This window comes from Pseudomonas sp. NBRC 111127 (assembly GCF_001320345.1).
GTDB classification, from domain to species: Bacteria; Pseudomonadota; Gammaproteobacteria; order Pseudomonadales; family Pseudomonadaceae; genus Aquipseudomonas; species Aquipseudomonas juntendi.
In genome coordinates this window covers 1-14,190 of the sequence record NZ_BCBD01000142.1, presented here as the reverse complement: position 1 = coordinate 14,190, position 14,190 = coordinate 1, and the positions used below count along the sequence as shown (strand labels likewise).

Annotated in this window: 5 protein-coding genes; 2 read left to right on the top strand and 3 right to left on the bottom strand. The window is 63.7% G+C overall.

Annotated features, from left to right (window positions below; genetic code table 11):
- Window positions 1-42 precede the first annotated feature (42 nt).
- Together APH30_RS21275 and APH30_RS21270 are read left to right on the top strand one after the other, a co-directional pair.
- A complete protein-coding gene (locus tag APH30_RS21275) occupies window positions 43-10,302 on the top strand; it encodes an S-layer family protein (protein ID WP_218186814.1) in 10,260 nt (3,419 codons plus the stop codon).
- A gap of 50 nt (window positions 10,303-10,352) precedes the next feature.
- Window positions 10,353-11,828, top strand: coding sequence for a TolC family protein (locus tag APH30_RS21270; RefSeq protein ID WP_054913683.1), 1,476 nt, complete (start codon window positions 10,353-10,355; stop codon window positions 11,826-11,828).
- A gap of 118 nt (window positions 11,829-11,946) precedes the next feature.
- On the opposite strand, the gene APH30_RS21265 is transcribed toward APH30_RS21270, so the two are convergent.
- The 3 genes from APH30_RS21265 to APH30_RS21255 all read right to left on the bottom strand — a co-directional run.
- Entirely contained in the window at window positions 11,947-13,242 is a 1,296-nt protein-coding gene (locus APH30_RS21265; protein ID WP_054913682.1) for an NAD(P)/FAD-dependent oxidoreductase, read from the bottom strand.
- 84 nt (window positions 13,243-13,326) lie between these two features.
- Window positions 13,327-13,500 carry a DUF3094 family protein gene (locus APH30_RS21260; RefSeq protein WP_033744188.1) on the bottom strand — a complete coding sequence of 58 codons (174 nt, stop codon included), beginning with the start codon at window positions 13,498-13,500 and terminating at the stop codon, window positions 13,327-13,329.
- Window positions 13,501-13,633: 133 nt separating this feature from the next.
- On the bottom strand, window positions 13,634-14,190 hold a 557-nt coding region (locus tag APH30_RS21255), incomplete at its 5' end, for a DUF1780 domain-containing protein (protein WP_054913681.1).

Genomic DNA, 14,190 nt, shown 5'->3' with positions numbered 1-14,190 from the left:
GCATGGAAGTTCGCGGCCGGCAACACCGACGGTAGCTTCACCGTGGTCGACCAGGCGCAGTCGCCTTTTGCTGGCGTCGTGCTGCTCGATGCCGCCACCAACGGTACCAACTATTACACCGCCGACTTCGACAACGATGGCGACGTCGATGTGCTGGGTGTCAGCAACACGACCGGCCCGGCCTATTTGTATCGCAACAACAACGGGATGTTCACCCGCGAAACCGCCAGCGGCTTCAATGGCACGCAATTCGGCGTGCGCCTGGTGGTGGGCGATTTCAACGGCGATGGCGCGGCCGACATCCTCTATCAGCCTGGTACCGTAGACTCCGCCAACCCTTGGCGATATGCCCAGAACAACGGCAACGGCACTTTCACCGACATGGTTCAGGCCGCCTCGCCCTTTGCCTCCTTCAGCCTGTCGCCGTACAGCACTTTCAATTATCGGGTGGTGGATTTCGAAGGGGATGGTGACCTCGACATCCTCTATGTGGCGAACAACTCAAGCCCCATTCTGTACCGCAACACTGGCGGCGTATTCACGCAGGTGGCGACCAACGCGCCTGCGGCGACGTTCGGCGGGCGTTCCATCTGGGGCGATTTTGACGGGGACGGTGATGCCGACCTGTTCTGGCAGGTTGGCGCGAACGGCACCGATTGGAACTACGCCACCAACAATGGCGATGGCACCTTCAGCACCGTTGCCCGCTCTGCTTCGCCGTTCGCCGGCTTGACCATGGTCGACTTCGGCTTCACCAACTTCCGTACCGGCGACTTCGACGGCGACGGCGATAGCGACCTGATCGGTTCTGCAGCTGGGGTCTCTGCCAGCGTCTACTTCCAGAGCGGCTCCGCGCCCAGGCTGATCAGCGCCAGCCCGGCAGACGACGCGCTGAACGTTTCACCTGGCGCCAACATCACCTTGACGTTCAACGAGAGTGTCACCAAGGGCAGCGGCAACATCTACATCGTGCGCACCTCGGACAACACCATCGTCCAGACCATCGATGTAACCTCTGCCAGCATCATCGGCAGCGGCAACACCTGGATCATCGACCCTTCCGATCTGGCCCAGGGTACCGCTTACGCCGTGCGTATCGACCCGAAGACGTTCGTCAATGCCGATGGCAAGGTGTACCTGGGCATCACCAGGAACACCACGCTCAACTTCGTCACCGCCACCAGCGCCGCGCCGGTAATCGCCAACCTCAATGGCGATACCGTCACCTATGTGGAAAAAAGCTCCGGGGTGCTGCTCGACCAGAGCGGCAACGCCGTGGTCACGGATGCCGACTCCGCCCAGTTCGGCGGCGGCAACGTGCGCGTGGCGCTCACCTCGGGTGGTGTAGACAACCAGGATGTGCTGTCGATCTTCAGTACTGGCACGGCTGCCGGGCAGATCTCGACATCAGCCAACAGCGTGCTGTACAGCGGCGTGATCATCGGGACCTTCACCGGCGGCACCAGCGGCAACCCGCTGGTCGTTGCCCTCAACGCCAATGCCAGCCCCGCCGCCGTATCGGCGTTGCTGCAGAGCCTGGTGTACAGCAACAGCAACACCACTGACCCGAGCAGTGGCGCGCGCACTGTCAGCGTCACCGTCACCGACGAGACCGGCACTACCAGCACGGCCGCGTCGGTTACCGTCAACGTGCTGGCGGTCGACGATGCGCCTGTCGTCACTGGCGCCGGCAGCAACCCGACATTTGTCGAACATGGCGCTGCCGTCACCGTGTTCAGTGGTATCGCGATAGACACCGTCGAGCCTGGGCAGAGCATCATAGGCCTGCAGGTGACTGTGGCCGGTGTGGCCGACGGGGCATCCGAGAAGCTGATCATCGACGGTACGGCCGTGGCCCTGGTCAGTGGCACCGCATTCACCAGCAACAACGGCCTGATTGTGCTGGTTTCAGGCACAGGTACAGTCACCCTCGACATCCTCGGCAACAATTACTCCGCCGCCACCGCGCAGAGCATCATCAACAGCATTGCCTACCATAATGAGAGCAGCGCCCCGAGTGGTGCTGCGCGGGTAGTGACGTTGACCCAGGTGCGCGACAGCGGTGGGGCCACTAACGGTGGCAATAACACCTCCACGCCGAACATCGCCAGTGTGATCACCCTGCAAGCGGTCAACGACGCCCCCACCCTCAGCGGCGGCCCTTACGTGATCGCCCCGTCCACCGAAGACACCTCGAGCACCGCCGTGGGCGTTGCCAGTATCCTCGCCAGCGCGGCCTCCAATGACGTGGACACGGGCGGCGCGGCGTTTGGCATCGCCATCACTGCCACCACCGGCCGTGGCACTTGGCAGTACTCCACTGACGGCATGGCCTGGACCGATTTCGGCAGTGTTTCGGGCAGCAGTGCCTTGCTGCTGAGCGCCAGCAGCCAGGTGCGTTACATCCCCGACGGCGCCAACGGCGAGAACGTCGATTTCACCTACCGCGCCTGGGACAACACCATCGGTGGGGCGTCGGCGAACGGCATGCGCAGCACCGCCGACACCACGAGCAATGGCGGCGCCAGCGCATTTTCCACAGGCACCGCCCAGGCCACCTTGGTGGTCACATCGGTCAACGATGCACCAGTACTGACCTCGGTCAACCCGACCCTGACCGGTCTGACCGACACCGCCACCAGCAATACCGGCGACCCGGTCAGTTCGCTGCTCGGTGGTGTCACCGATGTGGACAATGGCGCGCTCCAGGGTATCGCCGTCACGGGCATGACCAGCACCTACGGCAGGTGGCAGTACAGCACCAACGCCGGTGCCAGCTGGAACGATATCGGCAGCGCATCCGACACCGCCGCACTGCTGCTGCGCCCGGTCGATCGTGTGCGTTTCGTGCCCGATGGTGTGCATGGCGAGACCGCCACCATCGCTTACCGCGCCTGGGACCAGACCGAAGCCCAGGGCCTGCAGGGCTTGCACACGAACATCAGCAGCCTTGGCGGCAGCGGTGCGTTCTCCAGCGCCACCGATACCGCCAGTGTGCTGGTAACGGCGGTAAACGACGCACCTGTGCTGACTGGCAGCGGCGGCACTGTGAACTGGACCGAGGGCAACAATGTTACGTCTACCCCGGTAGCGATCGACAGCGGTATCGTCATCACTGACCCGGATGGCCCGGGCATCAGCTCGGCGACCGTGAGCCTGGGTGGCAACTACATTCTCGGTGAGGATACCCTGGGTTTCACCGCCAACCCGGCCACCATGGGCGACATCACCGGCAGCTTCGATGCCATGACAGGCGTGCTTACCCTGACCTCCGCTGGGGCCGCAACCCAGGCGCAGTTCCAGGAAGCATTGCGTTCGGTCACCTACAGCAACAGCTCTGACACCCCAACCCTCAGTACCCGCACGGCATTGATCACGGTTAACGACGGCGGCCTGGACTCCAACGTGGTGACCCGCAGCATCACCCTCACCGCAGTCAACGACGCACCGCTGATCAGCGCACCCAGCAATGTCACGGTAACCGAGGACAGTGCGTCGCCGATCACCGGCATCACCCTGAATGATGTCGACTCCAGCAGTGGCACGCTGACCTTGACCGTGGCCTCCGGCGCGCTCAGCGCCACCAGCGGTAGCGGTGTTACCGTTGCCGGCAGCGGGTCGGCATTGACGCTGAGCGGTAGCCTGGCGGCAATCAACAACTTCATTGCAGCCGGCAGCCTCAAGTACACAACGGCGTTGAACGCCAACACCAGCGTTACCCTTGGCCTGAGCGTGGACACCGCCAGCGTCGGCACCGACACGCGCAGCCTGACCCTCGACGTGGCACCGGTGAACGACTCGCCGACCATCAGTGGTCCGGTCAGCATCAATGTCACCGAGGACGTGCCCAAATCCCTGGCCGGTGTCACCTTCGGCGATGTCGACGCCGGCGCCGGCAGCGTCCGGGTGGTGTTCAGCGTGGCCAGCGGCAATGGCACCTTCACGGCTACCAGCAGCAGCGGGGTCACCGTCAGCGCCAATGGCAGCAACGCCATCACACTGGAAGGTACCGTCGCCGACATCAATACCCTGGTCAGCAACGGTCGACTGACCTTCCTGGGCGCGCCGAACGCGACCGGGGTCAAGACCATGTCGATCTCGATCAACGACAACGGCAACACCGGAAGTGGTGGTGCGCTGCAGGTCAACGCCAACATCGCGCTGGTGATTGCGGCGGTCAACGATGCGCCAGTCAACAACCTCCCCGTCGCCCAGACCGTGCAGCAGGACGGCGCGCTGGTGTTCAACAACGCCAATGGCAATCTGATCAGCATCACCGACGTGGATATCGGCGGCAACGTCATGCAGCTGGCCCTGACGGCCAGCAACGGGCTGATGACCCTTGGTTCGCTCGCAGGGCTGACCTTCAGCCTCGGCGACGGCGCCAGCGACAGTGCAATGACGTTCAGCGGTACCCTGGCGGCCATCAATGCCGCCTTGAACGGCCTGACGTTCACGCCGCAGCCCGGCTTCAACGGCGTCGGCTCCATCACTTTCGAAAGCAACGACCAGGGATACAGCGGCAGTGGCGGTATCAAGAGCGACGTAGACACGCTGTCGATCACCATTGCGCCAGCCAACCCGGCGGTCACGAGCGTGGCGGCGGGGTTTGGCGACGGTACATACAAAGTTGGCGACCAGATCGACATCCTGGTCAACTTCGACAGCGCAGTGGTGGTCGACCAGAGCGGCGGAAGCCCGACCCTGCTGCTGGAAACCGGTGCCATCGATCGCCAGGCGGCGTATATCGGTGGCTCGGGCAGCAACCAGCTGGTGTTCCGCTACACCGTACAAGCCGGGGACGTCAGCGCCGACCTCGACTACGCCAGCACTGCCGCGCTGGCGCTGAACGGCTCGACCCTGCAGGGCACCAGCGGTCATGTGGCGATACTGACCCTGCCGGCCGTCGGTGGCGCCGATTCGCTGGCTGGTCAGCAGGCCATCATCGTCGACGGTGTGGCCCCGAGTATCACCAATGTGGTGCTGCCAGCAGATGCCACCTATCGTCTGGGGGATGCCCTGAGGTTCACGGTCAACTTCAGCGAGGCGGTGGTCGTGAACACTGCTGGCGGCACCCCACGCATTCAAGTGACCCTGGATACGGGCGGTATTGCATACGCCGATTACCTGGCTGGCAGCGGCACCAGCGCCCTGGAGTTTGCCCTGGTGGTCGCCGCCGGCCAGCTGGATGCCAACGGCATTACCGTGGCTGGCGGCATCGAGCTCAATGGCGGCAGCTTGACCGACCTGGCTGGTAATGCCAGCGATACGGCCTTTACCGCTGGCAACAGCAGCGGCGTACTGGTAGATGGCGTGGTGCCGGGCGTGGCCAGTGTGCTGGTGCCGGCAAGCGGCAGCTACAAGGCCGGCGATGTGCTGAGCTTTACCGTCAACACCAGCGAAGTGGTGTTCGTCGGCGGTTCACCGCGCTTGGCCCTGGAGGTGGGTGGGGTTGCCCAGTACGCCACGCTGGTAGCGGGCAACGGTAGTTCCAGCCTGGTGTTCCAGTACACGGTGCAGGCGGGTGATACCGACGCCAACGGCATCAGCATCACCAGCCTGGACTCTGCCGGCGGCAGCATCACCGATGCGGCTGGCAATGCCATGCAACTGGCGTTGAATAACGTCGGCAGTACGGCGGGCGTGTGGATCGATACCCAGGCGCCGGCTGTAGTCGCCATGCTGCGCAGCACGCCCTCGCCAACAGGTGGCGAAGTGGTGCAGTTTGCCGTCACATTCAGTGAAGAGGTTTCCGGGGTAGACCTGGCTGACTTCGCGCTGGTACTGACCGGCAGCGCCAATGGCACCATCACCGACATCTACAACCTGAACAACGCCAGCTACATCGTGACGGTCAGCGGTGTGACGGGTGCTGGCACCCTTGGGTTGGGCATGAATGCAGCCGGCACCGGGATTGTCGATGGGGCTGGGAATACCATCTCGGGCGGGTTTGTCGGGGAAGCCTACACGGTCGACCGCGTGGCACCTGCGGTGATCAGTGTCGATGTGCCTGCCGATGGCAGCTACGTGGCCGGCCAGAATCTGGACTTCACCGTCAATCTGGGCGAGGCCACGGTGGTCGACACCGCGGGTGGCACGCCGCGTATCGAAGTGATGCTGGATAATGGTGAAGTTGCCTACGCAACGTACTTGTCGGGCTCCGGCAGCACTGCGCTGGTATTCCGCCTGAGCGTAGTCACCGGCCAGGTCGATAGCGACGGCATCACCCTGGGCAACGTCATTCAACTGAACGGCGGCACCTTGCGCGATGCGGTCGGCAACGACACCACCCTGGTACTGAACAACGTCGGCGACACCAGTGGCGTGCAGGTGGATGCTGTAGTGCCGGTGGTCGAGAGCGTGGGCTTGCCGCAAGACGGAAGCTACAAGGCGGGTGACGTCCTGACGTTCACCGTCAATGCCAGTGAAGGTGTTGTGGTCGATACTACGGGCGGCACGCCGCGCCTGGCGCTGACCGTGGGCGGTGTCACCCGTTATGCCAGCTATGTATCTGGTGCGGGCAATGGCGCACTGGTGTTCGAGTACACCGTGCAAGCCGGTGACAACGATGCCGACGGCATCGCATTGGCCGGCAGCATCGATCTGAACGGCGGCAGCATCAAGGACCCTGCGGGTAACGACCTGGCCCTGTCGCTGGGCGCTGTTGGCAGTGCAGGCGTGCTGGTAGATACCGTGATACCCGGCGTGACCAGCATCGTACGCGCCGATGCCACGCCCACCAATGACAGCTCGATCAGCTACACCGTTACCTTCAGCGAAGATGTGAGCGGCGTGGACGCCAGCGACTTTACCGTCAGCTATGGCGGGACTGCGGCAGGTAGCCTGGCCAGCGTGACCCAGGTCGACGGCCGGACCTACACCGTAGTGATCGACAACCTCACGGGTGAGGGCGATATCACGCTGGCCCTGAACGGCAGTGGGACGGGCATCGCTGATGCAGCAGGCAATGCCGTGGGTGCGGGACTGACCGGTGAAACCTACTCAGTGGACCGCACTTCACCGTCGGTTACCAGCGTCAGCGTGCCGGCCAACGGCAGTTATGTGGCCGGGCAAAACCTGGACTTCACCGTCAACTTGAGCGAGGCCACGGTGGTCGACACCGCGGGTGGCACACCGCGTATCGAAGTGACGCTGGATAATGGTGAAGTCGCCTACGCAACGTACGTGTCCGGCTCCGGCAGCACTGCGCTGGTGTTCCGCCTGAGCGTGGTCACCGGCCAGGTCGATAGCGACGGCATCACCCTGGGCAACGCCATTCAACTGAACGGCGGCACCTTGCGCGATGCGGTCGGCAACGACACCACCCTGGTACTGAACAACGTCGGCGACACCAGTGGCGTGCAGGTGGATGCTGTAGTGCCGGTGGTCGACAGCGTGGGCTTGCCGCAAGACGGCAGCTACAAGGTGGGTGACGCCCTGACGTTCACCGTGAATACCAGCGAAAGCGTGGTGGTCGATACTACGGGCGGCACGCCGCGTCTGGCGCTGACCGTGGGCGGTGTCACCCGTTATGCCAACTATGTATCTGGTGCGGGCAATGGCGCGCTGGTGTTCGAGTACACCGTGCAAGCTGGTGACAACGATGCCAACGGCATCGCATTGGCCGGTAGCATCGATCTCAACGGCGGCAGCATCAAGGACCCTGCGGGTAATGACCTGGCCCTGTCGCTGGGCGCTGTTGGCAGTGCAGGCGTGCTGGTAGATACCGTGATACCCAGCGTGACCAGCATCGTACGCGCCGATGCCACGCCCACCAATGGCAGCTCGATCAGCTACACCGTTACCTTCAGCGAAGATGTGAGCGGCGTGGACGCCAGCGACTTCACCGTCAGCTATGGTGGGACTGCGGCAGGTAGCCTGGCCAGCGTGACCCAGGTCGACGGCCGAACCTACACCGTGGTCATAGCGGGGCTCACCGGCACTGGTGGTGTCACCTTGGCCCTCAACAGCAGCGGTACGAGCATCGCTGATGCGGCAGGCAACGCTATCAACACCGGCCTGGTCGGTGAAACCTATGCAGTGGACCGCACTGCGCCGTTGGTCACCAGCGTCAGCGTGCCGGCCAGTGGCAGCTATGTAGCGGGGCAGAACCTGGACTTCACCGTCAACCTCGGCGAGGCGACCCTGGTCGATACCCGCAATGGCACCCCGCGCATCAAGGTTACCCTCGATAATGGCGAAATCGCCTACGCCACCTACCTGTCCGGCTCGGGAAGTACGGCCTTGGTGTTCCGGCTGACAATCGCCAGCGGCCAGCAGGACAGCGATGGCATCACCCTTGGCAGTGCCATCGAACTGAACGGCGGCACGCTACGCGATGCGCTCGGCAATAACGCTGATCCAGCGCTTAACGGCATTGCCGATAGCAGTGGCGTTCAGGTAGATGCGATCGTGCCGGTGATCGACCGGGTCAGCTTGCCGGCTAATGGCAACTACAAGGCCGGCGATGTGCTGACCTTCGCCGTCAGTACCAGCGAGCCCGTGCTGGTCGATACCAGCAGCGGCACCCCACGCCTGGCGTTGGTGCTGGGCGGGGTGACCCGCTATGCACAGTACGTTTCCGGCTCTGGTAGCGCGCAGTTGGTGTTCGCCTACACCATTGAGCCCGGCAACAACGCCAGCGGCGGGGTGGCCTTGGGCGCAAGCATGGACCTGAACGGCGCCACGCTCGGTGACGCGGCTGGCAATGCCCTGAACCTGGCGCTTGGCAACCCTGGCACGGGCAGCGGCATCATCATCGATACCACCGCACCGCAGGTCAGCGACATCGTGCGCGTCGACACGACGCCTACCAACGCTGGCACGCTGCGTTACACGGTGACCTTCGACGAAAGCGTGTCCGGCGTGGACAGTGCCGACTTCACCCTGGCCTTTACCGGCAGCGCGAGCGGCCGCATCGCAGGGGTGCAACAGGTGGATGGTCGCACGTACATCGTCACCGTCGACAGCCTGGCCGGTGCCGGTAACGTGCGCCTGGACCTGAACCCCAGCAGTACCGGCATTGAGGATGCATCCGGCAACCCAGTCAGGGGTGGCCTGGCCGGTAGTGTCTACAGTGTCGATCGTGTGGCGCCGTCTGTCACCCACGTGGCTGTGCCTGCTAACGGCACTTATGTCGCTGGCCAGTACCTGGACTTTATCGTCAGCACCGATGAAGCGGTGCTGGTGGACACAGGTGACGGTGCACCGCGCCTGGCTATCACCCTGGATGACGGGCGCGTGGCATACGCCGACTACCTGGCCGGGTCGGGTAGCAACAGCCTGGTGTTCCGCCTCAATGTCACCAGCGGCATGGCGGGCAACAACAGCTTCAGTGTCGGCACTGCCATCGACCTCAACGGCGGCAGCATTCGCGATGCCCGCGGCAACCAGGCACAAGCCACCCTGAACAACGTCGACGATACCCGAGGCATTCTGGTCGATGCCCGCGCACCGCGAGCCAGCAGTATCGTGGTAGACGGGCCGGTACTGCCAACTGATCGCAGCATCAGCTTCACCCTGACCTTCGACGAGGCGGTGTCGGGCGTAGATGCCAGCGATTTCAGCGTGCTGGGCACCAGCAGTGCCAGCGGGGACGTGCAGACCGTGCAGCGCATCGATGCCACCACCTACCGCATCGTGGTGGGTAACTTGCGCGGCCAGGGCGCCTTGGCCTTGAGCCTCAATGCCTTGGGCAGTGGTATCCAGGACAGCGCCGGCAATACCCTGGCGACCAGCTTGGTGAGCCCGGCACAGAGCACGCAGGCGCAAGACGTGGGTGACCTGCAATACCGCCTGAACCCGCCGCAGCCGGTTGACGTACCGCAAGCTGTGCAGTTGCAGCCGCAAGTGCCTGGCATGCCGGCCAATGCAGGGGTTTCCCCGTTGCTGCCGGCATCGTTGTTCGAGGTGCGCAGTGTGGGCGGCGACTTGCAGCCGTTGGGCACGATCTTCCTCGCCAATGGGGGCAGTGCCCCAAGCTTCATCGCCCAGGTATTCGGCAGCAGCGACAGCAGTGCCGGGCAGGGTGGTTTTGCAGGCTTTGGCAATGGCGGCAACAGCGTGTTTGGCAGTAGTACGCTGGCGGCCATCTTCAACCACGATGTACCCGGCGTCAGCGCACTGAATGTGTTCAACGGCACGCAGTGGCGCCCGGCCGAACTCGAGCAAGGCTTGCGCGGGGTGTTTGGCGCGCCGAGCTTCAGCCAGCAGTTGCAGCAACTCAACGAAAGCGAACTGCGCCAGGTGCGCGACCTGGCCCAGGCCTTGGCCCAACCGGCGCAGATCGGACGGCAGGCATGAAATACAGCACAACACATGATCAACATGCCGTACCAGGGGGCGGCCCAAGGATGAATAAAAGTCATAAACTGTTCGGTGCCAGCTTGCTGGCGCTGGCCATCAGCGGGTGTGCTGTAACCAGTCAGCCCATCGACCGCAGTGCTAGCGAAGCCCGTGCGCGTACCGACCTGGCCACCATGTTCAAGGGGCAGGAGCCCCTGAGCGGCCCCCTGACCCTGCACCAGGCCATGGCCCGCGCGGTCAAGTACAACCTCGAGGCGCGGCTGAAAGTCATGGAAGAGGCACTGGCCAAGCGCCAGGTCGACCTCGCCCAGTTCGACATGCTGCCACGCATGGCGCTGGATGCCGGTTACGTCGGGCGCAACAACGTGGGGGCGTCCAGCAGCCAGAGCATCCGCACCGGCACCCAGTCCCTGGAGCCGTCCACTTCGCAAGACCGTGACCGTGAAGTGGCCGACCTGACCATGGTGTGGAACGTACTGGACTTCGGCGTCAGTTACGTCAGCGCCAAGCAGCAGGCAGACCAGCGCCTGATTCTTCAGGAACGCAAGCGCAAGGTGATTCACACCATCACCCAGGACGTGCGTTCGGCCTATTGGCGCGCGGTGGCGGCGCAGCGCTTGCTAAGCCAGATCGACGCCTTGATGGGGCGTATCCAGCAGGCCCGCGACAACAGCCAGCGCATGGCCACCCAGCGCATCGGCGACCCGGTGCAGACCCTGAGCTACCAGCGCGCGCTGATCGAAGCCACGCGCCAGCTGGAAGAGCAGCGCCGCGCCTTGTCGTTGGCCAAGACCGAGCTGGCCGCACTGATCAACCTGCCGCTGAACACCGACTTCACCCTGGCCCCCGAACAAGGCTATGCAGTGCCACAGTTCACCGGCGACCTGGCCAAGCTCGAAGAGCAGGCCCTGGCCAGCCGCCCGGAACTGCGCGAGCAGGACTACCAGGCGCGCATCAGCGCCGCAGAAACCCGCAAGGCCATGCTGCGTATGCTGCCGGGGCTGGAGTTTTCCGCTGGCGGGCACTACGACAGCAACTCGTTCCTGACCAACCAGAGTTGGGCCGACTACGGCGTGAAAGTGACCTGGAACCTGTTCAACGTGCTTTCGGCCCCCACAGCCATCAAGGTTGCCGAAGCCGGTGAAGACGTGGCCGCCGCGCGGCGCCAGGCGATGTCGATGGCGGTGCTTGCGCAGTTGTATGTGGCCAACGCCAACTACCAGGAGTCGGTGCGGCAGTTCCGTACCAGTGAGGAGCTGGCCACGCTCGATGGCGAGATTGCCGGCCAGTTGCGCAACCGCTTCCAGACCCAGAACATCGGCGAGCTGGAGCTGATCCAGGGCGAGTTGAACAACCTGCAGACGCAGTTGAAGCGCGACCTTGCCTACGCAGAACTACGCAACGCCTACGCGCAACTGTATGTAAGTTCGGGCACCGACCTGCTGCCGGATACCTTGCCGGACAGCAACCTGCAGACCATCGCCACGGCGTTGCAGAACGGCGAGGCGAACTGGAACCACTGATCGCTGTAGGAGCGGCCTTGTGTCGCGATGGGCTGCACAGCAGCCCCGGGGATACCGGCCAAAATCCGGCCCCCGGGGCCACCGCACCAAGCAAGGGCTACACCTGCAAATCGCCCATTCAGTGCAATTTCAACCGCGGCTCGGTACCCCGGCCAATCTTGCTGCCCAACATCATCAATGCCGTACGGAAGAACCCGTACAACGCCATCTGGTGCATGCGGTACAGCGACACATAGAACATCCGCGCCAGCCAGCCTTCCAGCTTCACGCTGCCCATCAGGTTACCCATCAGGTTGCCCACCGCGGAGAAGCGCGACAGAGAAACCAGCGAGCCGTAGTCCTTGTAGGCATAAGTGGGCAGCGGCTTGTTCTCCAGCCGCGCTTTAAGGCTTTGCGCCAGCATCGACGCCTGCTGGTGCGCCGCTTGCGCCCGTGGCGGTACATTGCGGTCGCTGTCTGGCTGCGGGCACGCCGCACAGTCGCCAAAGGCGAAAATGTTGTCGTCGCGGGTGGTTTGCAGGGTAGGGCGTACCACCAGCTGGTTGATGCGGTTGGTTTCCAGGCCATCGATGTCCTTGAGGAAACCGGGCGCACGGATACCGGCCGCCCACACCTTCAAACTGGCCTGGATCACCTCGCCGTCCTTGGTTTTCAGGCCGTCCTCGGTGACTTCGCTGACAGCGGCGTTGGTCATGACCTTGACCCCGAGTTTTTCCAGGGTCTTGTGCACCGGTACGCTGATGCGCTCAGGTAGCGCCGGCAGAACGCGCGGGCCTGCCTCGATGATGGTGATGTGCATGTCCTTGGGCTGGATGCGGTCCAGGCCATAGGCCGCCAGCTCGTGGGCCGCGTGGTGCAGCTCGGCCGCCAGCTCCACACCGGTGGCGCCCGCACCCACAATGGCTACGCTGATTTTCTCGCTGGCCACGTCGCCGGCGTGGGCACGCAGGTAGTGGTTGAGCAGTTGCTGGTGGAAGCGCTCGGCTTGCTTGCGGGTGTCCAGGAACAGGCAGTGCTGCGCCGCGCCCAGTGTGCCGAAGTCGTTGGTATTGGAGCCCACGGCAATGACCAGGGTGTCGTAGCCCAGGGTACGTGCAGGCAACAGCTCGCGCCCCTCTTCGTCCAGGGTGGCGGCCAGTTGGATCTGCTTGCCTTCACGGTCCAGGCCGCTCATGCGCCCCAGCTGGAAGTTGAAGTGGTTCCACTTGGCCTGGGCCACGTAGTTCAGTTCGTCTTCCGAGGAGTTCAGCGAGCCGGCGGCCACTTCGTGCAGCAGTGGCTTCCAGATGTGCGTGAGGTTAGTGTCGACCAGGGTGACGTCGGCCTGCTTGCGCTTGCCCAGGCTTTTACCCAGGCGGGTCGCCAGTTCCAGGCCGCCGGCGCCGCCGCCGACAATCACGATGCGATGAGTCATGGGGATATCTCATAAGGTTTACGGAATGCTTGCCCTGTGGGGGCGGCCGCAAACTGCACGAGGGGAGGGCGAGCGCAAGGCAGCTCATAGCACCAGTCCACTCAGCAGGCGGCTGACAAGGCCCAACCCGATGGTCACTGCCACCACCAGCACAAGGAGCAGCCATGGCCGGAAGGGCCGGCGCTCGACTTGGTGCTGAGGGGCTCGCAGATACTCATCGACACGACGCTGATCTTCCGGGTTCAGGCGGCTGGTCATGGTAGGGCCTCGTCAGGTAGACGTAAGAGACTGCACAAACGCTACAGCGTTCGTGCAAGCGCTTGAAACAAATGATAATGCTTTCTATCCCTGGCGCCGAGTGTACGCCATCGCAAACACTCGCTGCACGGGATCAAAGACTGATGCCAACGTCGAAGACGATGCTGCGCCCCAGGTTGCTGCGCAGGAAATCTGGCGCATCGGGGTGGGCGAACAGCACGCGGGCAAAGGTTGGACCGACCAGCGACAGCGAGCGCCAGCCCTGGCGCAGGTATTCGGTGGGCGGCGGGAAGTGGGTGTTCAGGTCCAGCACCTCGCGTTTGAGGCTGGAAAACGCAATGATGTCCAGCTCGTTCAGCTCCAGCCCGCGCTCGCGATAGTTGCGCGCCTTCTTGCGCAAGGTGGGCGCCAGCCGCCCGAGCAGTTCGGTGGCACTGATGCGCCGTGGGCGGGCTTCGCGGCGCACCAGTTGCGCCAGGGAAAATGCACTGCGCCGGCGCTGCAGCTCTTCGCGCCATTCATCATTCAGCCGGCGGCCCTCGTCGAGCACGAAAAACACCTCGAAGGCGGCGTCGCGGAACAGCACGTCGGGCGGCTCTTGCCCGGCCGGGGTGAAATCTTCGCTGCGGTAGGGAATGTTCAGCCCCTGCAACAGGCGCTGGCACACCCACCGCTCCCGCTCCCACTTGC

Coding starts and splice junctions, on each gene's coding strand:
- APH30_RS21270 (WP_054913683.1), top strand. CDS start 10,353: ATGAATAAAAGTCATAAACTGTTCGGTGCCAGCTTGCTGGCGCTGGCC.
- APH30_RS21265 (WP_054913682.1), bottom strand. CDS start 13,242: ATGACTCATCGCATCGTGATTGTCGGCGGCGGCGCCGGCGGCCTGGAA.
- APH30_RS21260 (WP_033744188.1), bottom strand. CDS start 13,500: ATGACCAGCCGCCTGAACCCGGAAGATCAGCGTCGTGTCGATGAGTAT.